The 23,137-nt window shown below is 43.5% G+C and carries 18 protein-coding genes; 7 read left to right on the top strand and 11 right to left on the bottom strand.

What is annotated here, in order from left to right; genetic code table 11:
* Positions 1-64 precede the first annotated feature (64 nt).
* The gene (locus ASV53_RS12375) at positions 65-766 is read right to left on the bottom strand and encodes an SDR family oxidoreductase (RefSeq protein WP_094957296.1); all 702 of its coding nucleotides are present in this window, start codon (positions 764-766) and stop codon (positions 65-67) included.
* A gap of 216 nt (positions 767-982) precedes the next feature.
* On the opposite strand from ASV53_RS12375, the gene ASV53_RS12370 reads away from it, so the two are divergent.
* Complete coding sequence (locus tag ASV53_RS12370) at positions 983-1,288, top strand: hypothetical protein (RefSeq protein WP_062690987.1); 306 nt, start codon at positions 983-985, stop codon at positions 1,286-1,288.
* A 64-nt stretch (positions 1,289-1,352) separates the two neighbouring features.
* Here ASV53_RS12370 and ASV53_RS12365 read toward each other — a convergent pair whose 3' ends face one another.
* Positions 1,353-3,215, bottom strand: coding sequence for a DUF3413 domain-containing protein (locus ASV53_RS12365; RefSeq protein WP_094957294.1), 1,863 nt, complete (start codon positions 3,213-3,215; stop codon positions 1,353-1,355).
* A 41-nt stretch (positions 3,216-3,256) separates the two neighbouring features.
* Positions 3,257-3,472 (bottom strand): YejL family protein, encoded by a 216-nt coding sequence (locus tag ASV53_RS12360; protein ID WP_062690988.1) that lies wholly within the window; start codon positions 3,470-3,472, stop codon positions 3,257-3,259.
* Between the two features lie 76 nt (positions 3,473-3,548).
* On the opposite strand from ASV53_RS12360, the gene yejK reads away from it, so the two are divergent.
* The 4 genes from yejK to ASV53_RS12340 all read left to right on the top strand — a co-directional run bounded on the left by yejK (position 3,549) and on the right by ASV53_RS12340 (position 9,867).
* On the top strand, positions 3,549-4,562 hold the full coding sequence (gene yejK / locus ASV53_RS12355; RefSeq protein WP_094957293.1) for a nucleoid-associated protein YejK: 1,014 nt from the start codon (positions 3,549-3,551) through the stop codon (positions 4,560-4,562).
* A gap of 262 nt (positions 4,563-4,824) precedes the next feature.
* Positions 4,825-6,909, top strand: coding sequence for an Hpt domain-containing protein (locus ASV53_RS12350; protein WP_094957292.1), 2,085 nt, complete (start codon positions 4,825-4,827; stop codon positions 6,907-6,909).
* A complete protein-coding gene (locus ASV53_RS12345; protein ID WP_094957291.1) occupies positions 6,890-9,451 on the top strand; it encodes a hybrid sensor histidine kinase/response regulator in 2,562 nt (853 codons plus the stop codon). The genes ASV53_RS12350 and ASV53_RS12345 overlap by 20 nt, the downstream gene beginning before the upstream one ends.
* Positions 9,452-9,498: 47 nt before the next feature.
* Positions 9,499-9,867, top strand: coding sequence for a nitrous oxide-stimulated promoter family protein (locus ASV53_RS12340; RefSeq protein WP_062690995.1), 369 nt, complete (start codon positions 9,499-9,501; stop codon positions 9,865-9,867).
* A 123-nt stretch (positions 9,868-9,990) separates the two neighbouring features.
* Here the strand turns inward: ASV53_RS12340 and fldA are convergent, their stop codons facing one another.
* The 3 genes from fldA to hcp form a co-directional block, all read right to left on the bottom strand.
* A complete protein-coding gene (fldA, locus tag ASV53_RS12335) occupies positions 9,991-10,497 on the bottom strand; it encodes a flavodoxin FldA (RefSeq protein ID WP_094957290.1) in 507 nt (168 codons plus the stop codon).
* Positions 10,498-10,579: 82 nt separating this feature from the next.
* Positions 10,580-14,122, bottom strand: a complete 3,543-nt coding sequence (gene nifJ / locus ASV53_RS12330) for a pyruvate:ferredoxin (flavodoxin) oxidoreductase (RefSeq protein WP_094957289.1) — start codon at positions 14,120-14,122, stop codon at positions 10,580-10,582.
* 152 nt (positions 14,123-14,274) lie between these two features.
* Positions 14,275-15,624 carry a hydroxylamine reductase gene (gene hcp, locus ASV53_RS12325; protein ID WP_094957288.1) on the bottom strand — a complete coding sequence of 450 codons (1,350 nt, stop codon included), beginning with the start codon at positions 15,622-15,624 and terminating at the stop codon, positions 14,275-14,277.
* A 303-nt stretch (positions 15,625-15,927) separates the two neighbouring features.
* Between hcp and ASV53_RS25465 the strand changes: the two genes are divergently transcribed.
* A complete protein-coding gene (locus ASV53_RS25465) occupies positions 15,928-16,095 on the top strand; it encodes a hypothetical protein (RefSeq protein ID WP_189337869.1) in 168 nt (55 codons plus the stop codon).
* Between the two features lie 91 nt (positions 16,096-16,186).
* Here ASV53_RS25465 and ASV53_RS12320 read toward each other — a convergent pair whose 3' ends face one another.
* The 4 genes from ASV53_RS12320 to nhaC all read right to left on the bottom strand — a co-directional run bounded on the left by ASV53_RS12320 (position 16,187) and on the right by nhaC (position 20,449).
* A complete protein-coding gene (locus ASV53_RS12320; protein WP_094957287.1) occupies positions 16,187-17,323 on the bottom strand; it encodes a M20 family metallopeptidase in 1,137 nt (378 codons plus the stop codon).
* Between the two features lie 93 nt (positions 17,324-17,416).
* Positions 17,417-17,878 carry a YjiG family protein gene (locus tag ASV53_RS12315; protein WP_048899150.1) on the bottom strand — a complete coding sequence of 154 codons (462 nt, stop codon included), beginning with the start codon at positions 17,876-17,878 and terminating at the stop codon, positions 17,417-17,419.
* Positions 17,878-18,609 carry a nucleoside recognition domain-containing protein gene (locus ASV53_RS12310; protein ID WP_062690999.1) on the bottom strand — a complete coding sequence of 244 codons (732 nt, stop codon included), beginning with the start codon at positions 18,607-18,609 and terminating at the stop codon, positions 17,878-17,880. Before ASV53_RS12310 ends, ASV53_RS12315 begins: the two co-directional genes overlap by 1 nt.
* A gap of 397 nt (positions 18,610-19,006) precedes the next feature.
* Complete coding sequence (gene nhaC, locus ASV53_RS12305) at positions 19,007-20,449, bottom strand: Na+/H+ antiporter NhaC (RefSeq protein ID WP_094957286.1); 1,443 nt, start codon at positions 20,447-20,449, stop codon at positions 19,007-19,009.
* A gap of 725 nt (positions 20,450-21,174) precedes the next feature.
* Here nhaC and asd point away from each other — a divergent pair.
* Positions 21,175-22,293 (top strand): aspartate-semialdehyde dehydrogenase, encoded by a 1,119-nt coding sequence (gene asd, locus ASV53_RS12300; RefSeq protein ID WP_189337868.1) that lies wholly within the window; start codon positions 21,175-21,177, stop codon positions 22,291-22,293.
* Positions 22,294-22,431: 138 nt separating this feature from the next.
* Here asd and sodB read toward each other — a convergent pair whose 3' ends face one another.
* Positions 22,432-23,016, bottom strand: coding sequence for a superoxide dismutase [Fe] (sodB, locus tag ASV53_RS12295; protein ID WP_062691002.1), 585 nt, complete (start codon positions 23,014-23,016; stop codon positions 22,432-22,434).
* Positions 23,017-23,137 lie beyond the last annotated feature (121 nt).

The raw sequence follows: 23,137 nt of genomic DNA, 5'->3' as shown, positions 1-23,137 counted from the left end.
GTCATAATGTCACCTGTTAACTTATGAGGTGATAATATCACCTCTAACTAAGTGACCAAATTCACTATGCCACTACAATGTTAGTGCCATCAAAGTTGTAAAATTCTCCACTTTGAGAAGGCGATAAATTATCTAAGACGTTTTTTAAGCCTGATACGGAGACTTGCGTGTCAATTAAAGCATTGGGTCCACCCATTTCCGTTTGTACCCAGCCAGGGTGAAGCGCAACAGAAAGAATACCTTGTGGTAATAAGTCGTTGGATAGGCTTTTGACGACGGAGTTTAAGGCCGCTTTTGATGAGCGATAAATGTAACCACCACCGCTGGTATTCTCCGTCATACTGCCAACTTTCGATGAAATCGAGGCAATAATCCCTTGAGGAGCCAGTTTAAGCTGAGGGTAAAAAGCTTCTGCCATTTTTAGCGGAGCAATCGTGTTAACCTCAAAGACCTTTCGCCATTCATTGGCATTGGTGTGACCAAATCCATAGCCTTTCGGACCGTAATAACCCGCATTGTTAATCAACAAATCTAATGGTGTCCCCTTTAGGATCTGGCTCAGAGCCATTACAGCGTCATGGTCTGTGACGTCGAGCGTGTGAAGGTGTAAGTTTTGAGGAGATGCGCTTGCTAGTGATAATAATTCCTGTGCTTGTGATATATCGCGACAAGATGCATCGACATGCCAGCCATCATCCAGATAGTGTTTTACTAATGCCAAACCTATACCGCGGTTTGCGCCAGTGATCAGTAGCCGAGGTTGCATGATATCTCCTTTCTTAATTTGCTTTGTCGCTTGCTTATTGGGTTATACCAATCTGACTAAGTAACTGATCGTTTTGCTGATTAAAATCACTGAACACTTACTTACCCAGAGTAGTACTAGCCTATTGGGTTTGGTTCATAAACTCAATATTGAGACATCAGTGTCTTGGTGATTTTCACTAAGGTTGTAAGTAGGGGATTTGACGGGTGATGATTTATGAAGTCGCGATGGGAATATGCGAGATTTGGAACCGGACTACTTAAGATCAGTGGAATGATCGCTGCGCTTTTATTGCTTAGCGGCTGTGAGAGTGCCCGCCATGATCAGCTAATTGAGTTAGGTTTTACTCGACCTTATTTGGATGGCTATCAAGATGGTTGCCATAGCCGAAAAGAGCAGGCAGTTACGCACCATGATGGCTTTCGCCAAGATCCTGAGCGTATGTATGATGACCAAAAATATGCCAATGGTTGGCAAGATGGATATGAGCAGTGCTACGCCAGCAACACTGAATACCATTAGCCTCGGGCGGTAGTTATCACAGACAAAAAAGCAGCTTAATTGCTACTTTTTTGTTTAAGTCAGATTACTTTTGAGGGTGATAAAAGCGTTTTAGCTCATTCATTACCTGCATCAAGGTTGACAGTTTTGGTCGACGTTCATCTTTAATCTTATAGTGTTCGTCATAGACTTGATAGTTTCCATAGCGGTCAACGACTGTGGTTGTGTTTTTTTGAATAACCACAATATCTTTACTATCACCTGCAATCACCCAACGACGTGTATTTTCATTATCAAACAAGCTATTACCACTGCTGTATTTATCGCTAGTCGTGGATACATTCAATAATGCCTCCATTAGTGTAGGAGCTACATCTAAATGACTTGTTACTGTCTCTATAACGTCGGAGTCACGGTTTGGCCAATGGATGACTAAAGGTACTTTTAATTGATACTGGCTATAATTGCTATTTGAACCCCAGCTATTGGTACCTGTTTCGTTAAATTCAGTACCGTGATTTGACGTGAAAATAATAATGGTATTATCAAGCACTTGTTGTGCTTCTAATGCAGCTAAGATCTGACCGACCAAACTATCGGCATAATTAGCCGCATTACGGTAACTATTTTTTAGCAACAGACCTGGGTCGCTGATTTTTGTATTTTTTGCTGTAGTGCTAAGTGATGGTGTAAATGTTGGCGTGTAGCCACCATCTTCTTCAAACTCTTGCACCGCCAGTAGTTCTATATAACTGAACCAAGGTTTATCATCTTCAAGCGTTGTGGTAAGCCATGTCTGCCAGTTATCGACAGCGAGTTGATCGCTAGGCGTCGCATTATCTGAGCTGTGGTTAGCTAGCTTTTGCTGTTCAAAGATAGTTTGATAATAAATGGGTGAACTAAAATGGTCACCACTGAACAGGCCAAATTGGTATTTACGCTTATTTAGCGTAGAAACAAGTACTGGGCTTGTGCTTTCAGCACGGACGCTTTCTAAATAGCTGCCTGGTAGGCCGTAAAATAAGCCAAATATACCGACAGTATTATCATTGCTAGTGCTGTAATGGTTTTTGTAATTGATGTTTTGGTCTGCAAAACTCGCCAAGTTAGGCATAATCTTGCTACTAACCATATCGCTGCGTAAGCCATCTATCATTACGATGAGTACATTTTGATTTGTACCTTGGTCAGAGAAGCTTAACTTTTCAATAGGGTAGCGAATCAGCGGGCTATGGTTTTCACCTGCTTCTTCTTTGCGTTTGGCGTACTCATTACGATCAATGAGTCCATGTTTTTCCATAAAGGTTTTTGCTGTCATAGGGTATGACAATGGAAAATTAGAACGTTGCATTGTCACTGGGCGATACAAAAATGCATCAGCCCAGATATAGACCAGATGACTGCCTAAGAAACATAAGCCAAATACCAGTGCAATCGGCCCTCCCACATGCTTGCGGGTGATCTTTCGCAACTTACGCCATAACCACTCAGACAACACTAATTGCAGTAAAAAGAGAATAGGCACAGCAATAAACAGGTATTGCCAACGTGCGTTTAACTCACTCTTTTCACCACTAAGTAAAAGATCCCAAACTAATGGGCTTAAGTGGAGGTCTAGTGTGGTGTAAGCATAGGTATCTAAGATTAATGTGGTTAAACCTAAAGTGGCAATAAGCGCTGCGAATAAACGCATTAATCGTTGAGAAGGGATCAGAAAGCTAGCAGGAAAAATGATCAGGATATATAACCCAAACACAAGGAAGCCAAAGTGACCAACCCAACTTAGCAATAGATACAGTTGACCTAATAGCGTTACAGGCCATTCTGAATGCACAATGTATCGCGTGCCAAAAAGCATGGCAGCGATGATATTGAAAAAGCTAAACCAGTGTCCCCAGCTGATAAGCTGAGATACTTTGTCTTTGTAATTATTTCCGCTAGCGACCATATCTGTTTATTCTTCTCTGTCTCTCGGGCAAAGTGTCTCTGTTAGTCTTTGATTGTGGTCTGCAGTGCTTGGGCAAATTTCTCAGCAATCGCTTTACGTTGGCCCGCTGGTAGATCAGCATTGATGATGTTGGTAGCAATGTTGCCCACAACCATCAGCGCAAGTTCTGCTGATGCATCGTGTTTTTCTAGTACGTCAAACAGATCACTGATGATTTGTTCAACTTTGTCGTTGCTGTATTTTGAAGTAATAGGCATAGGAAGTCTTGTTTAAAGTTTACTAAAGCAGCTTATAATAACCTACACTTTTGGTTAACTGAAAAACTTTTCAATTATGAGTCTAATCCTTTCGAACGTTATTCTGCACCAACTTGCTAAGAATGATAAAGATGAATTTGAAGTTCATCTTAGAAAACAAACACTTGATCACAGTGAGTCGACTGAAAACCTTGTTGCAGAGCTCCATCGAGTATACAGCAGTAAAGGTGCAAAAGGTTTTGCCCACTTCTCAGAAGAGAGTGAATTTAGCTATTGGTTGAAGCAATGTCGCACTAAAGAACTCGATTTTCTGTCATTTTCTGACCAATCTGCCAAGCGCTTACAAGCTGAATTGGCAAAATATCCCTTTGCTGAATCTGGCACACTGGTGATGGCTGAGTATCAATCGCTGGCGACAGACTATTTATTTATCGGTTTAATGCCGACCTGCCATAGTATGAAAGTAACAGAACAATTGGATATCAGTGCGACGGACTATTTAGATGTCGCTAAGATGGACATTGTTGCGCGTATCGATCTGTCGGCGTGGGAAACTGATGCGGAATCTAAGCGTTATCTGACATTTATTAAAGGGCGAGTGGGCCGTAAGATTGCTGATTTCTTCTTAGATTTCCTACAAGCAGAAGTGGGTTTGGACGTTAAAGTTCAAAACCAAGTGCTAATGCAAGCTGTGGAAGATTTCTGCGCTGATTCGCGTCTAGATAAAGAAGAAAAGCAACAGTACCGCAAGCAAGTGTACGATTACTGTAACGAACAGCTACAAGCTGGTGATGAAGTGACGGTTAAAGAACTTGCTGGTGAGCTACCACCATCAGAAGATGGTACTGATTTTTACCAGTTTACGTCGCAGCAAGGCTATGAACTTGAAGAAAGCTTCCCAGCTGATCGCGCTGCTATGCGCAAGTTAACTAAGTTTGTTGGTTCAGGTGGTGGTATGTCTATTAACTTTGACAGTATGTTGCTGGGTGAGCGTATTTTTTATGATGCAGAAACAGATACGTTAACGATTAAAGGTACACCGCCTAACTTAAAAGATCAGCTTCAGCGTCGTCTGAATTCTGATAGTTAAGTTATTCGTTACTATTGTAAAGCGATAGGGAGGAGCACTCTTTGTCGCTTGATAGTCTTTACGCTTGGCTTACGGTTGCGCAAGTCATCGCCGCTCGTTATTGCATGATCGTTTTGTCAATCGTCGCGTTTTTCGTGATCTTGTTGGCATAAATGCTGATAGGCGAGTAATAAGTATTACATGGAAGTTTGTTGGCTTAACTAGGCATCATTGTCTAATATTATGCTTGCAATATTAACTAGTTGCGCCTTCAGGAGCAGACATGGATGATGACAATAAGATTGCCTTCCCACCCAGTGTAACGACAGTACAACAACAGTCTACAAAAGCTGTTTGGGTATCTCGTGCTCTTTTTGTGCTGAGTTTGTTGATAGGTGTGGCGTTTGCCTATTTATACGGACAGTCGAGCCGATTAACGAGTATTGAAACTGACGTTGAGCAACTGCAAGCCGAAGCACTTAGTCTACATAAGCAAGCTGTTGTGAATCGGTTTGAATCCATTGATAACCCAAGCAAAATATCGATAGTTTTCCGTCAGCGGCTGCTGCAACTAAGCAATTATCAAGCTGGAGAGGAACTGAAAACTGAATTAAATAAGCTAACGCTACAAGGTAGTCAGTATGCAGAGCAGCTTGATATCGCTTTGATGAGTCATGACGCTTTTAGCAATATAGCTTTAACTTTGATTGACGCACAAAAAGCAAACCAGAGTCCAGAACTTGAATCGCTATATCATCAACTGACGTTGGATTTGTTGAGCTTATTAAGCCAAGAGCAAACAAATAATGACGCGGTTTTAGATGAGTTGAATCGTTCATTACTGTCTATTGATACACAGCAACAGCAGCTGAGCCCAGAGTTACAAGTCCAAGCTAAATTCGTCATCAAGTCTATTCTTCCTATGCTTTCACGCTATGTGCAGTATTTACAGGCAGTTCAAAATATTCATCTAACCCCTTTTGATGACACATATAATAGTGTGCTGCATAAGACAAAAGAAATACGTAGTCAGTATGAGTTCGGCCAGTTATTCCTTATGGTGGTGCTCGTTATTATCGTCGCGATAAGTACATGGCTTAATCTACTTTTTAAACTATTGCCAAACAAAGCGCTAGCGGTGCAGGCTGAGTCAGCTCGGAAAAAAGAAGTGCAGGGCAGCAATACTCAACACCAGCCTGATAATATTGTGTCGAGTAAGACGACAGCAAGCACAGCAACAGATACGGGGCAAGTTTTACCTGCGCAATCTGATTCTAGTAAGCCCCTCATCCGACAAAATGAACCAGAGTTGAGTACGCCAGCACACCAGAGTATTGAAGATACAGAGACTCATGCTGAGCATATTGAGTTGGGTGCGTCTTCTAATGTAGGGAGGCCAACATCGGCATCTCCTGAGCTTTTATCGATAGAGCTATTTGATCTTCGCCATATACTGCATTGCATGGATGAAGATCTCGATTCGGTCATCATGCTATTAGAAATTTTTGTTCAAGAGCACGGTAGTGATGGTATCTACTTTAGACTAGCGCTTGAGGATGGCCGTATTGATGATGCTGCACGTATTGTTCATAGTTTAAAAGGTGTAGCTGGCAGTATCGGTTCTAATGCTTTGAAAAATATCGCTGAACGCTTGGAGTTAGCAATTAAAAAAGAAGATATGATTGTTGAGAGTGACAGTGCGGAATTAGACACTATCCTTAAGGGTGTGGTGAAAACAGTACAGGTTTATCTAGAAACGCAAGGTGTCACGGTTGCAGTAAAAAAGTTTGAGCCTGAAAACGAGAAGCCTAAGCCAGAAGAGGGCAGCGTTGAATTTGATGTGGCTTGTTCAGAAAATACCATGAAGAAAGATCAAGTCGCGGATAATGGAGCAACAGGGCTCTCTGAAAAGAAGGTAACGATACAGCAAGAACTTACTCCTAGAGATTGTGACACAGCTGCCGAAGGCCGTCAGGAATCAGATGCTAAGAGGAGTTCACTGATAGATATTAAGTACATGATGACCACTATGGATGATGATGCTGACTCAGTAAAAATGCTGTTGGAAATCTTTATTGATGAGCACGTAAATGATGGAAAAAAACTATTACAGCAAGTCCACAATAGCACTGAAATATCAGAAGATGCGATTCGAATCGTTCATAGCCTCAAGGGGGTCTCTTCAAGTTTAGGTGCTCATCCATTAAAAGTGCTAGCGGGTGACATTGAGACGAGGTTTAAGCAAGGACAACCTGTTAGCGATGCTGATTACCGAGCGTTTGATTTACTGCTAACAGATACTATTTCTGCTGCGACTTACTATTTAGAGGCAGAGAACTTAGCGGTTTATGACGAGGGAGTTGCGTAAGAGTGTGTTTGCACCAATGAAGCCGAAAGTGATTGCTTGGTATCAGTCTATAAGTTTTAAGGGCCTTACGTTGTTAGTGGCTCTTTTGCTAATGGTTGTGTTGAGCATTATGTACGTGATGGAAACGGTCGGTTTTCGGCTTTCTATTCAATCAGCAGAGCAAAGGGTCGCTGCGGAATCGGAAGCCGTCGGTCAGTCTATTGTTCAACTTGGCGCTAAAATTGAGATTGCTGCACTGAGTTTATCAAATGCCGTCGAAACCATTGAATCCCCTGACGTACTCGATGGCTTCTTCCAAAATCTACTGACGAGCCCAGCTATCGGTAAGTTTATAGCGGGCGGTGGGATTTGGCCTGATGCTTATAATGGCGATAGAAAGCTACTTAATAGTTTGTTTTATACCAAAAACAGCACGGGTTCGGTTGAGCGAATTGATAGCTATAATAACCATTTATCGGCGCCCTATTATGCCGCAGAGTGGTTTGCCCCTGCACGTTGGTTAACCGCGGGTGATGCGTACTGGTCGCAATCTTATACCGATCCTTATACAGCAGAACCCATGGTAACTTGTACCGTGCCTTATTTCTCTGAAGGGGAGTTTGCTGGTGTTGTTACATTAGATATCCGTGTTAAAGCGCTTAATACCTACTTGGTTGAACAAGGTCAGCAGCAAGGTGTTTATTTTTCTTTATTGGATCGCTCGGGACGTTTTTTAGCTTATCCGGAACCTGACAGAGTGATGGATACAACCACTGAGGCCCCAAGCTATATTTTAAGCCATGAATATTCTGAAAATGAACCGAGTTTCATGCCAATTGCTGTCGCGATTAATGACATCATGGCGAAACGACGTCACCAATATCAAACCGACAAAAAAGTAGATCTCCTGGCAAAAAAAATAGTTGAACACTCACTGAGTATCTCAATTAGCTATGCAATTTCAGTTGCGACCGAGTTGCTGTACCCCGATGAAAATATGAGCCGATCTCAGCCCTTGTTTAGCTTGAATGTGGATACCGATCCTATCTTGAACCAAGCGGCATTTATTTCCGCGATTCGTATTCCTCGAATGCAATGGATGTTAATTCAAGGTGTTCCTCAACATGATATGTACGCCCAAGCTATTCAACTAGAAAGGCAGCTACTCTTGTTTATGTTGCCTGTTGTGGTGGTATTCATTGCCGTCACCTTTATCTTTTTTTACCGACGAATTTTTAAACCATTAAAGTCAGTTCGTGAAGCATTAGCCGAACAAAGAAATGATGAGGAATTTACCCCTTTACCTGTTTATCACCGTGATGAATTAGGGGCGTTAGTGCATCGCTTTAATCAGCGCAGCGAAAGTTTAATAACTGCGAAACAGCAAGCGCTAAAAGCGGCTGAAGCGAAGCAGCAATTTTTAGCCAACATGAGCCATGAAATTCGCACCCCAATGAATGGTATTATTGGTGCTGCAGGTTTAATGCAAAGTGAATCCTTATCGAGACAACAGCGAGAATATGTGTCGATTATCAGTCATTCAGCGAAAAGTTTGATGACACTAATTAATGATATTTTGGACTTTAGCAAAATAGAATCGAGTAAAGTTGAACTTGAGTCTGTACCATTTAATCTGCACGAAATAGCCAAATACGCTCATGCATTACTTCGTCCAACGATTGAAAACCCAGCTTTAGTTGATTATCGACTGCATTATGATGATGCTATTCCTCTGACATTATTAGGGGATCCTACTCGTATTCAGCAAATTCTTATTAACCTGCTAGGTAACGCCAATAAGTTCACAGAACAAGGCTTTATTCACTTGGATGTGGCCTTAGTCCAACGCGATAAACATACCGTCGTGGTTGAAATAAAGGTATCAGATAGTGGTATTGGCATACCGAATGAAAAAATTGAGCATATTTTTGATAAGTTTTCGCAAGCGGATGAAACGACAACGCGGCGTTTCGGTGGCTCGGGGTTGGGGTTAACGATCACTCGTCAGTTGATTGAACTTATGGATGGGGGGATTCATGTTATTAGCAAAGAGGGATTGGGTTCTGAGTTTGTTGTAACGCTACCATTCTCTATGGCTAAAAGCCGCGAGAATCCATCAGTTTCACACTTAATGGCCGCGGAAAGCGCTTCCTGTGAGCCACCTTTTATAGGACAACGTTGTTTACTGGTTGAAGATAATAACGTGAACCGTCTTATTGCCAGCCAGTTATTGAGCCGTCTAGGTTTTTCTATTGATACGGCATGCGATGGTGTTGAGGCGGTAGAAAAAGCACAGCGCGAGTTGTTTGATGTTATTTATATGGATATGCAAATGCCACGTCTAGACGGTGTCGGTGCAACTAAAGCTATTCGTGAAATGGATGGAATTAATGTCGATACGGCAATAATTGCGATGACAGCCAATGTCATGGCGGCGGATGTTGCACTGTGTCGAGAAGCAGGAATGCAAGGTCATATAGGTAAACCAATCTCAGAATCAGACCTTTATACTGTGACTATACAGGCTATAGAGGATAATAGTGCGATCACAATGCAAAGTTGATCCTTATCAAATCTTCTTTGTACGTGCGGTGGATAATAAGCCGCACTATGATAGTTCAAAACCAACATTCAGTTCGTTCGCAGCGTGAACTGGACACAGTGAAGGCGATGATTCGCCTGTATTGTAAAACGCTGCATCGTGGGGCAATTATGTGCCCTGAATGCGAAGGCCTTATCGCTTACGTTGAAAGTAGAATGACAAGCTGTCGATTAGGTAATGAAAAGCCGACATGCCAATGTTGTTCTGCCTCTTGCTACCCACCAGCGAAACGCCTTCATTTGACGCATGTTTTACGCTGGTCGTTGCCTCGTTTTTTTTGGCGGCACCCGATGAAAGCTTTTCATTTCAAAATGGATAGTTTACGTGCGGGACATCGTCATACAGAGCAGGCGGCAGGGGCGAGTCATAAAGGGTAATTATTCATCTATCTGAGACACTTTACCTAATGTCGTTTCATTAGCAATTTAGCTCTCAAGTAAAAAAAGGCTGCCGCGGGCAGCCTTCTTTGTTTTTATTTTTAACCAGCCTTTTGGGTATAACTACAGAGTGAAACCTAAAGTTGTTAACCAAGTGGCAATACGATCATCGGTTAATTCAGGTTGGCGGTCTTCATCCAGAGCCAAACCTACAAATTTACCGCTCTCTTTTTCTGCGCGAGAATCATTAAACTCATAGCCGTCAGTTGACCAAGCACCAACTAACTCACCGCCTGCATCTACCACTAAATCAGCGAGGTCCCCCATGGCATCTAGGAAGCTGTCTGGGTAATCAATTTGATCGCCAAGGCCAAATAGCGCCACTTTTTTACCTTTCAAATCAGCATCTTCTAATTCTGGTACAAAGTAGTCCCAGTCAGGCTGCATCTCGCCATAGTTGGCTGTTGGTGTACCTAAAATAAGTAGCTCATAGTCATCAAAAATATCGCTGCTGCACCCAGCAATATCTTGGGCTTCAAGGTTGAGTTTTTCTGCAATTTTTTGTGCTGCCGCTTCGGTATTACCTGTGTCGCTACCAAAGAAAATGGCGGTATTAAGTTGAGCTGTCATGGTGTCTCCTTTGCTGCCCGTAGGCAGCTTATCTGTAATTTAGTGATAAAAATGTAAAGCGTGAGTGGCGTCAGTTACGCGTTTATTTCCACTCTAATAATTGGTTTAAGAGTTGATGCTTATGGCTAACTTGCTGACGTAAACGTTCAAGGTTTGCTGCATAGCGCGCTGGATCTTTGCGTTGTACCTGAGTAAAGCGCGCTTCACGGCTAATCAATTCTTCGACGTCTTTCTTTGGCGGTTTCGAGTCCAGTTGCAGTGCGGCGCGGCCTTTCTCGGTACGGCGAGGGTCAAAGCGGAATAGTGGCCATAGGCCAGTATCCACCAGTAGTTGTTGGTGCTCGACACCTTCCGCCATATCAAAGCCATGGGTAATACACGGTGAATAAGCAATAACCAGTGATGGACCTGGGTAAGCTTCGGCTTCTTGTAAGGCTTTTACGGCATGGTTCATGTTGGCACCAAGGGCGATTTTGGCGACATACACATTGCCGTGCATCATGATGTTTACGGCAAGATCTTTACCGTTGCTTGCTTTACCTTGGGTGGCAAATTTCGCGACCGCACCTGTTGGCGTTGCTTTTGATTGCTGGCCACCAGTGTTGGAGTAACCTTGGGTATCCATCACTAAGACATTGACGTTATCGCTGCCTGAAAGTACATGGTCGAGGCCTCCGAAATCGATGTCATAAGCCCAACCGTCACCACCGACAATCCAGTTACTTTTTGCCACGAGATCATCAGCACAGTTGATGAGCGCCTGGTGCGAAAAATCAAGTTGTGCGCGTAGTTTATTTACATTCTCACGTTGACGACAAACGGCCGCTTCGCTGCTGTCATAAGCATCAGCAGTGAGTTGTTGGCGTAATTCGGTTGGAATGACATCGGCAACTTGTTCAAGTAAATGCAATACGCGATCACGTTTACTGTTGAGCGCGAGACGCATCCCTAAACCAAATTCGGCATTATCTTCAAACAAAGAGTTAGCCCATGCTGGACCGCGACCGTTTTTATCTACTGCATACGGTGTCGTCGGTAAGTTACCACCGTAGATAGAAGAACAGCCTGTTGCATTGGCGATTAGCATACGATCACCAAACAGTTGGGTGAGTAGCTTGATATAAGAGGTTTCGCCACAGCCAGAACATGCACCAGAGAACTCAAACAAGGGTTGTAACAATTGACTGCTACGAGCATCGATTCGCTTAATATCGATGCGAGCAAGCTCAGGTAGTTCAGTGAAGTACTGGTAGTTTTCACTTTGGCTTTCAATGTGTTCAACTTTTGGTTGCAAGTTGATGGCCTTACGGCTTGGGTCGTCTTTATCACTTGCAGGGCAAGCCATAGTACAGAGATTACAGCCCGTACAGTCCTGTGGTGAAACTTGGAGGGTGTATTGCTGCCCTTTGAAATCACGTTGCTTGTATTCTGTGACTTTAAAGCCTTCTGGTGCGTCAGCTAAGTCATCAGCATTGACGGCTTTTGCTCTGATTGCTGCGTGTGGGCAAACCAAAGTACAGATATTACATTGGGTACAAAGGTCTTCTTCCCATACTGGAATTTCTTGGGCAATGTTGCGTTTTTCCCATTGACTGGTGGCGGTTGGCCATGTGCCATCAACAGGGAAAGCGCTTACTGGTAGTAAGTCGCCTTTATCGGCCATCATCATGGCACTGACGTGTTTGACTAGATCTGGCGCTCGCTCGCTAACAACTGCAGGGCGAGAGAAAGTGCTGGTGACTGTGCTTGGAATCGTCACTTGCTCAATACGCGCAACGGTTGCGGCCACCGCTTTTTGGTTCGCTTCGACAATGGCAGGGCCACGCTTACTGTACGATTGCTCTATGGCTTGATTGAGTTTTTCGAGAGCCTGATCGGTTGGCATCATGTCGCTTAATGCAAAGAAGCCCGCCTGCATGATGGTATTAATGCGATTTTTTAACCCTAGCTCGCGCGCCAGTGATACAGCATCAATCACATACATAGACAGCTGTTTATCAATGATTTGCTGCTGTACTTCGCGGGGCAGGTATTGCCATACGTTTTCAGCCGAGTGAGGGCTGTTAAGCAGTAATGTCGCTTGCGGTGCCGCACGCTCGACCATTTCCAATTTATTGATGAATTGGAATTGGTGGCAGGCAATGAACTCTGCTTGCTCGATCAAGTACGGTGCTTCGACTGGGTGCTGATCAATACGTAAGTGCGAGACAGTTGTACCGCCTGATTTTTTCGAGTCGTAGACGAAGTAACCTTGGGCGTGTAAATCGGTATTTTCACCAATGATCTTGATGGTGTTTTTATTTGCACTGACTGTGCCATCCGCACCTAAACCATAGAATAGCGCACGAAGTCGAGAATTTGGCTCGGCATCAATTTGTGTTTTGACGGGTAATGACAGATGCGTGATGTCGTCGGTAATACCGATAGTAAAGTCGTGGTGTAAGCGATCTTCTGCCATCGCAGTAAAGATAGCGTTGGCGTGACTTGGATTAAATTCTTTCGATGATAAACCGTAGCGCCCCCCCATAATGCGAGGTAGTTGGCTAAGCGTCTGTGCCGCGACCGCTTGAGTAAGACTTGCCACGACATCAAGGTAAAGCGGCTCGCCCATTGCACCTGGTTCTTTGGTGCGATCGAGTACCGCTATGTTTTTGACACTGGCAGGCAGCACTTGCAGGAAGTGCTTGAGTGAAAACGGGCGGTACAGGTGAACGTTGAGTACGCCAACTTTTTGTCCAGCTTGTAATTGATGATCAACGGCTTGTTGAACAGTCGAGGTAGCAGAGCCCATCACAACGATGATGTTAGTGGCTTCTGGATGACCGTAGTAATCAAACAGTTTGTATTCACGGCCAGTGAGCTTAGCAAACTTCGCCATGTTATCTGCGACGGTATCTGGACACGCCGTATAGAATGAGTTGGCTGCTTCGCGTGATTGGAAGAAGGTGTCAGGGTTTTGCGCTGTGCCACGGATACTCGGAGCATCAGGTGTAAGGCCGCGCTGGTGGAATGCATCAACCGCATTTTGATCGATCATGTCAGTGATGGTGTCATCATGGATCATGGCGATCTTGTTGATCTCGTGCGAGGTACGGAAACCATCAAAAAAATGTACAAATGGAATGCGGCTATCAAGTGTCGAGGCTTGTGAGATTAGCGAGAAGTCGTGCGCTTGTTGAACGGAATTGGCCGCTAGCATGGCAAAACCGGTTTGGCGTACGGCCATGACATCTGAATGGTCGCCAAAAATAGATAAAGCATGGGTAGCTAACGTACGCGCGGCAACATGCATAACAAACGGTGTTAGTTCACCTGCAATCTTATACATGTTCGGGATTTTAAGTAGTAAACCCTGTGACGAGGTAAATGTTGTCGCCAGTGAGCCTGCCATTAACGCACCGTGAACAGCACCAGCTGCACCACCCTCTGATTGCATTTCAATGACTCGAGGAACTTGTCCCCATAGGTTTTTCTTTGACTGGCTTTCCCATGTTTCACAAGCTTCAGACATCGGAGAAGAAGGGGTGATTGGGTAGATACCAATCACTTCATTACAACGGTAAGCGATGGATGCGGCGGCTTCATTACCGTCTAGTGTTTTATAAATATAGTTTTGTTCAGACATAACAAGCTCCAGCGAACGAGCACTGTAATAATTTCTTATTAATGAAGGAGTGAGTCGCTTCCTGAGTGGGTAGGGTGGAAGCGACTCATGAGGTCTATCCCGATATTCGGTTTAGTACCGAATAACGTAGACGGGATAGATATAAAAACGTATTACGCTTCTACAACCTCAATTTTTGGTTGTGGATTTAGCATTTTTACTAAATCTTCTTGTGCATCACCTGTTAGCTGCAGGTTGAACTGCTGCTGTAGGAACGCAAAGATATCTTCGTTCACAAACTCTGGTGGGTTTGGACCTAAGTAGATGTTTTGAATGCCTAAGTTGAACAGTGCAAGTAGGATCAGTACCGCTTTTTGCTCCATCCAAGAAAGAACGATGTTCACTGGTAATTCGTTTACAGGTACACCCATCGCATCGCTTAGTGCTAGCGCAATCATTACTGCGCCGTAGCTGTCGTTACACTGACCAAGGTCGAGGTAACGAGGGATCTCAGTACCAGGGATGTTACCGAAGTCATGGTCATTAAAGCGGAATTTACCGCAAGAAGACGTCAAGATGATGCAGTCATCAGGGATAGAAAGCGCAAGATCGCGGAAGTAATCGTTCGGTTTACCTGGTTTATCACAACCCGCAACCACGAAGAATCGCTTAATTTTACCAGCGTTAACCGCATCAAGAATTTGTGGTGCTAGACCCAAAATTGTCTTGTAGTTATGGCCCGTCATTAGGGTCTCTTCGCTATCAAAACCTTCAATATCAGGTAGTGCGAGTGTTTGCTCAATAAGCGGTGCGAAGTCATCTTCAAGTTGACGGCAGTTATCAATACCGACAATACCGTAGCTGTATAGACGATCGGCATAATCCGCACGGCCTGTTGGTGGCACAATACAGTTAGTGGTTACAATGATAGTACCGTTCCATTGTTGGAACAGTTTCTTCTGATCGAACCATGCTTTACCCACGTTACCTTTTAGGTGCGCGTATTTACGTAGTTCAGGGTAACCGTGTGCTGGCAACATCTCTGAGTGGGTGTAGATGTTGATACCTTTGCCTTCAGTTGCAATCAATAGACGCTCAAGTAGCTCAAGGTCGTGACCTGTAACTAGAATGCCTTTACCTTCAGCTTTATTCTGTGGAACGCAAACAGGAGTAGGGATCCCTAAGCGACCGTGGTGAGCTTCACCAAGAATAGACATCATTTCGCTACCTGCACCACCGATTTTCATCAGCTGAGCAATGTGCTGGTCGAAGCTGAAGTTTACGTTAGTCAGCGTGAAGTACAGTGTCTCTGCGATAACGTCATCGACAGATTTAGTAGCAGCGCCAAGATCATCAGCATGGGTACGGTATGCTGATAGGCCTTTTAAGCCAAAAATCATAATATCTTGGAGGCGTGATAGGTTTTCATCTTTACCACATGTGCCTTGTGTTTTACCTGTGCTACCACAGCCGCCACTTTGTGCCATAGAACACTGGTGACAGAACATTGCTAGGTTCGACATTGCTAGATCCTTTTTAAGGTGTATTTATTTTGCAACTTTATAGGGTAAGGATAACGAGTGGTGATTAATATCGTCATTGATCAGGATCATTAAGTTGTAAATATAATGCATCTTTGGTCGTAAAATGCAGTATGGGAATGAGTGATTAGCTATAAAGGAGTAGGAGGTATCTTCTATTAATATGCAACAGTACTTTTGTTGTTTCAGTTTATTCGTGATTAAGGTAATATCTCGCGTCGGATAGCAGTTGCTAGCATATAGTGTGTAATTGCGTTGTTAGTGATAGAGAAAGGCTGATCATTTATGACCTATGCCAGAATGACACGCAGCATTCAAAGAAAAGCACACACAGAATCACGTCAGCACTTATTAAAAGTGAAAGAGAAGTTTCTTCGTCAGTTGTGTGAAGAAAGAGGGTTACTTCCTCGTGAAGAAGTTAAATATGCTGAAAAGGTTGATTTTATTAATTAACGTTTTGAGCGTATTCTTGTAAAAATGCAAGATTAAAAAAGGGCGCTTAGCTGTGATGCTAAGCGCCCTTTTTGATCGAATTAACGAATGATTACGCCGCTAATTTTTCAAGAACGCGCATCAGTAGTTGCACGCGTGGTTCAATAGTATTTAACTCTAAATATTCATCTGCACTGTGGAAACCAGCACCTGCAGGGCCAAAGCCATCCAGAGTTGGGATACCCATTACCGCGGTTAGGTTCGCATCTGAACCGCCACCGACTTCTTGCCATTTAATATCAATACCCAGCTCTTGACCAGATTGCTCTACTAATGCCATTAATGCTTCTGTTTTTTCAGATGGCACCATAGATGGTTTATGCGCTTCACGCTCTACCGTAATCGTTACGCCATCAACAAACGGTGTTTCTGTTAGTGCACGGATTTTTGCATCTGCATCTGCATACTCATCGTTATCCCAGAAACGTACATCAACCACAGCTTCTGCTTGATCAGGAACAATGTTTGCACCTGCACCACCGTTAACCACACCCACGTTCAGAGTGGTGCCAGTTTCGAAGTTAGTAAGAGCATTGATAGCTAAAACCCAGTTTGCCATTTCAGTGATTGCACTACGGCCACTTTGTGGATCGTTACCTGCGTGCGCTGCTTTACCTGTAAAGCCTAAACGGTAGCGAGCCATACCTTTACGCGCTTTTACTAGCGAACCATCAGCACGCGCAGCTTCTGCAACCAAAACGTTCTTCGCGTTAACAGCAACGCTTTTTAGCCACTCTTCAGAATGTAGTGAACCTATTTCTTCATCAGGGTTCATACAAATGCAGATAGACAGCTTATCAGTAACCGCTTTATCGATGTTACGTAGGGCATAAACAACGTTCAAAAGACCTGATTTCATATCTGAAACACCAGGGCCATAGGCACGGTTTTCATCACTCGTCATTGGGCGAGCCGCTACGGTCCCAACTGGGAATACGGTGTCCATGTGGCCAATCATCATTACATCGATTTGATCTGAATCAGGCTTGTTACGAACTTCAAGGCCAGTGCCAGCAATGCCACAGTCAACGCGCTTAACGTACCAGCCCATGTCGAGATATTTCTTTTCCATTTGGTTGGCAATCACTTCGATGCCTTCTTTGGTCAAAGTACCGCAATCAACATCGATCAAGGGACGAAGTTCTTCTAAGTAGTTTTCTAGTGAAAAATCTTGTAGGGAAATGCTCATATTGACTCCAAAACGCCCTTATTTAGGGGAAAAAGGAAATAAGGGGAATAATGCGAATAAAATAAGAAAGGGCCTGTAAGGCCCTTAAAGTGTTTACACCAAAATGTTCATTACAAACATTGCGGCGAAAGCATTCAGTACAGAGAGTGCAATCATCACAGGGATGTAGCGACCTTCAGTACCAATAGGACCCATGATACGGCCCATGTATTGTACCTGAGAACCCATTAGGTAAATCGCAGGTGCAAGGATTGCGATGTGCTGACCATTAAGAATACCTTGGTCAAACAGTGTGATAACCACACCAACCGCACCACCCATCGACATCCATGCACCGATAAGAACCGCTGCAGCTTCACCTGGTAGGCCGAAGATAGCCATAACAGGTGAGAACAATGAACCCATTAGATCCAGTGCACCTGTGATTTGTAATGCCTTGATGATAACAAAAGCCATCAATACGTTAGGAACGGTAGAGGTTGTTGCAATAACCCAGCCTTTCTTAGCACCTTCAACGAAGATGTCAGTCACCATTGGTTTTTTAGCGGCAGTCATTATGCTGTCTCCTCAGTCATTTCTGGTTTCTTGTCTGATTTGTCTTCTTTACCTTCTGTGATGTTTAGGTAAAGACGGAACATGTTTGCACCCACAAATTTGAAGATGAACATGATAGCCACAGCTAAGCCAATTGATGATGTTACTGCAGGCGTACCATCCATATTCGTTAGGGTGAATAGCACGGCACCAGAAGAGAAGAAGTTTACAATCGCAGCACCCGCTGAGAATTGGAACATAGTGAAAACATCGGTTTCGCGCTTGGTGAGGTGACCTTCATCTTTTAGCTGACGGGTCATCGCTGCACCGGCATCAGTACTTTGTAGTGATGCAATTAGAGCAAGGCCTGAGTTACCAGGAATACCCATTAATGGACGAAGAAGAGGTGTTAACAGTTTACGAGCAGCATCCAATGCGCCGTAATGTTCAAGTACGTTAATCATACCTAAAGCAAACATTACTGTTGGGATCAGGGTTAATGCAAATAGGAAGCCATCACGTGCACCGCTACCGCCTTTGCCGCGCATAGAGGTGGCTGCTGTTTGGATACCATCTGCTGTTTCATTAACAGAATAAACAACGCTACCAAACGAACCGTTTAGTGTGGTGAAATCGAAAACGCCATACCACTCATTTGACTGTAAAAGACCTGAAAAGAAGACAACAGCAAAGGCGAGGGCAATGTAACTGCCGATCGTGACTTTGCGGCCTTGTTCCGCTGGATTGCTCATAGTGTTACCTCATAGGAATCAACATCGCACTGCGATAAAACCACAAATACATTCATGACCTGTTAATAATGTGAAATAACACATTGGAGTCAAAATGGACGTGGGAAATAAAAAACAGGGGTATTTTCGCTAAATAGGCCGCTAAGTAATTGACCGGGGTCAAGTTGGCTACCGAAATGTAACACTATAGGATTAGTTGATTGTAGATGTGATCTTGATCGCCATTAATCATCTATTCATAAATTGTAATCTAGCAAAAGAGAGGTGATTAAAGTGTAGTTAAATCAGTAGGATAAGCAAAAGTAATGGTGTTGATAAGTTTGGTTTATCTATAATTTTAAGCAAAAAAAAGAGCACCGAAGTGCTCTTTCCTGTTGATAAAAATTGTAACTATTTATTACGCAGTTTGCGCTTTTAGCTCAGCTTCTTCTGCTTTTGCATCAATTTCAGCTTGTGACGTTGGTGGACAACGGTCCACGAACCAACCCATGTAAGACGTTACAATCGTTACGATAATACATACGAAGCTTAACCACATGAATGGTGCGTAAGAGAAGGTTGCCACGCCAAGGATACTGGCCATGTAAATACCGTTATCACTCCACGGCACCATACCTGATGTTAACGTGCCACCGAACTCTGCGTTACGAGATAGGTTCTTACGTTGGTAACCTAGACGGTCGTAGTTCTTCGCACAAATCTTAGGGGTTAGGATTAGTGATACGTACATCGCAGAACCAAATACGTTACCTAAGAACGCCGTTGCGATAGTCGATACAGATAGGCTACCTGCAGAGTTAACACGTTTTTCGAATAGCTTAGCGATAGTTTGTAGAACACCAACTTTATCCAGTAAGCCACCAAAACCAAGACCAAAGACGATAACCGCTACCGAACCTAGCATAGATGACATGCCGCCACGGTTTAAGATTGCATCGATGAAGTCAACGCCAGAGCTGATAGAGAACGGTGCCCATGCTGTGTTGAATGCAACTAGAGGGTCCATATCTTGAACCATTACAGCCCATACAATACCCAGTAGAGAACCTAGTGAGATAACAGGGAAAGAAGGCATACGCATAGCCAGTAGGCCAAGAACGATAATCACAGGGATAAATGACAGTGGCGTAATAACGAACTGTTGTTCCATTGCAAGAATAACAGAGTCAACCTGTGCCATATCAACATTACCCGCGTAGTGCAGGCCAGCACCAGTAAATAGAATACCGGTAATGATGTAACTGATTAACGCGATAGGTAGCATGCCTTTGATGTGTTCCATTACTTCTACGTTAGACATAGAAGACGCTAGAATCACTGAATCAGACAGTGGTGATAATTTATCACCGAAGTAACAGCCCGAAAGAACCGCACCTGCTGTCATTGGTGCTGGAATACCCAAGCCTTGACCAATGCCCATCATTGCAATACCCGCAGTACCAGCCGCACCCCAAGAGGTACCTGTCGCAAGTGCTGTTAGTGAACAGATGATCATGGTCGCTAAAAGGAAGATCGAAGGGTGAATAGCTTGAAGACCATAATAAATAATGGTTGGAACGATACCGCCCGCAATCCATGTACCTACAAGAGCACCTACTGCCAGTAGGATGAGCACTGCACCTAAACCGTTAGCAATACCTTTTGTTGCCGCTTTTTCTAATGACTTGTAATCATGGCCAAGCTTAACGCCTAAAGCGATGATGACGAACCAACCAATGTAGAGTGCTAGTTGGATGGGTAAATCAAGTTTTGCGGTGAAAGAAAATGCCAGAGCAAGGAAAATGCCTAGAGCTAGGACTACTTGCATTAGCGAAGGTAGTCTTACATTCTGTTTGTCCATACTTCTTAACCTTGTGTATTCGAGCTGTGTAAGAGGGGGGAACCCTAAAATTAGCTTCATCATGAAGTTAATAAATGTAATTGTGATGATTCCAGTGCGAACACCTAAACCTCACTTTTCTAATCGGCGCTACTCTATCGGAATGATTTTGCTATCGCGACAGATAATGTGTCTTTCTGTGACTCTTATCCTTCCTATTCATCAAAGATGATAAAAGTGCTATTTGTTTATTTAATTACTGTTAAATGTTGGTTGCTTTGTTGTGTTTTGGTTGTTTTTTAACTGATGTAACATTGTTTGTTTAATCGCAATATATAGGCTTAATAACTAATTCGAGCTAGATGCCTTGGGATATTAGCCTTAAATATTACGGTCGCGTAGGTTATCAGGGTGTGAGCGGTAATTCAAAAAAAGTAAATATCCATGATTTTTGCTGTTACCAGCTTTAGTCGTCAACTGGTTGTCAAAAGCATCAGAAAAGGAGTTAGTCGTTGGCTATTTAAACATTAGTTGTTTGTTTAGTGGCCCAGATTAAGTGTTGATGAATATGGGGTTTAATTGTAAATGCTAAAGGTAGTCTGCAAGAACTGAATGCATATGACTGACTTCTGTTACTTTTGCGAAGAAGCACTTTATGCATGCTTAATTATAAAATTTGCTTGTTTTTCGTGCTTTAAAACTCTATAGATGGGACTGCGAATGAATAACAGGGAGCGTAGGAAGTAATGATGAAAGTAGGTTTAGTTGGTTGGCGTGGAATGGTGGGCTCTGTGCTCATGCAACGAATGGTAGAAGAGCGAGATTTTGATCAAATCGAACCTACCTTTTATACAACCTCACAAGTTGGTATCCCTGCACCAAACTATGGGAAAGATGCTGGGTTACTGCAAGACGCATTCGATATTGAAAGCTTAAAGCAACTTGATACGATCGTGACCTGTCAAGGTGGTGGATACACAGAAAAAGTGTACCCTGCATTACGTCAAGCTGGTTGGAAAGGCTACTGGATTGATGCAGCATCAACGTTGCGGATGAAAGACGATGCCATTATCACGTTAGACCCGGTTAACTTTGACCAGATTCAACAAGGTATTCATTCTGGAATAAAAACCTATGTAGGCGGTAACTGTACCGTTAGTTTGATGCTAATGGCGGTGGGCGGTCTATATAAAGCGGGCTTGGTTGAATGGATGACATCACAAACGTACCAAGCGGCATCAGGTGCTGGCGCGAAAAATATGCGTGAGTTGATTGGCCAAATGGGGGTGATCAACGACACAGTGACTAGCGAGTTGGCTGATCCATCAACATCTATTCTTGATATTGACCGTAAGGTAGCTGAAACCTTGCGCTCTTCTAGTTTCCCTTCTCAAGAGTTTGGTGCGCCATTAGCTGGTTCATTGATCCCTTGGATCGATGTGAAACGCGATAACGGTCAGTCGAAAGAAGAATGGAAAGCATCGGTTGAAACAAATAAAATTTTGGGGCTAGATGCGAAACCGATTCCTATTGATGGTACTTGTGTGCGAATTGGCGCTATGCGTTGTCACAGTCAGGCTTTAACGATCAAACTAAAGCAGGGTGTGCCGCTTGATGAAATCGAAGGCATTATTGCATCGCACAATGACTGGGTGAAAGTCATCCCCAATGATCGTGATGTGACAGTGCAAGAGCTTAGCCCCGCTAAAGTAACAGGAACACTATCAGTGCCTGTTGGCCGTTTACGTAAGTTGGCGATGGGTGATGATTACCTGAATGCCTTTACCGTAGGTGACCAATTGTTATGGGGTGCAGCTGAGCCACTTCGCCGTACGCTTCGTATTATCTTGTCTGAAAAAGCTTAACGACTGCATGATGGCGCTTAGCTAAGCGTGTCATCATAGTAAAAATGCTGAAGATAGACACATACAAAAAGACCTCGCACTGCGAGGTCTTTTTCATTGGGGAAAATTTTCATCACCGAAATGATGACCTAGGCAAAATTAAGCCGCTAGGTTTTTCGCTACGAATTCCCAGTTTACAAGTGCCCAGAAAGCAGCCATGTAATCAGGGCGAACGTTACGGAAATCGATGTAGTAAGCGTGTTCCCACAGGTCAACCGTTAGAAGTGGTGTAACACCTTCTTCTGTTAGTGGCGTTGCAGCATTAGACGTATTAACGATGTCTAGAGAGCCGTCTGCTTTTTTCACTAACCAAGTCCAAGAAGAACCGAAGTTGTTGATTGCAGAATCTGTGAATTTTGCTTTGAATTCTTCGAAAGAACCAAATGATTTAGCAATTGCGTCTGCAACTTCACCTGTTGGTTCACCGCCTGCGTTAGGGCTTAGGCAGTGCCAGTAGAAAGTGTGGTTCCAGATTTGTGCAGCATTGTTGAATACGCCACCAGTAGAAGTTTTGATGATTTCTTCTAGTGATTTTTCAGCAAGCTCAGTACCTTCAACAAGACCATTTAGCTTAACCACGTAAGTGTTGTGGTGTTTACCATGGTGAAACTCTAGAGTCTCTTGAGAGATATGTGGTTCTAGTGCGTTGATAGCGTACGGTAGAGCTGGTAATTCAAATGCCATTGCTCGGATCTCCATTTTGGTATTTGAGAGGGCAAGCCCTCGACATTGCTTCCTGTAGTACCTCTTCATCGGAGCCACTACGAATTATTTTAATTTTTTAAACTGACCTAGCTATTTTAGC

The sequence above is a fragment of the Photobacterium sanguinicancri genome (assembly GCF_002265265.1).
Classification (GTDB): domain Bacteria; phylum Pseudomonadota; class Gammaproteobacteria; order Enterobacterales; family Vibrionaceae; genus Photobacterium; species Photobacterium sanguinicancri.
Note: the sequence above shows the minus strand (reverse complement) of the source record. Positions and strands in the feature narration are given on the sequence as shown.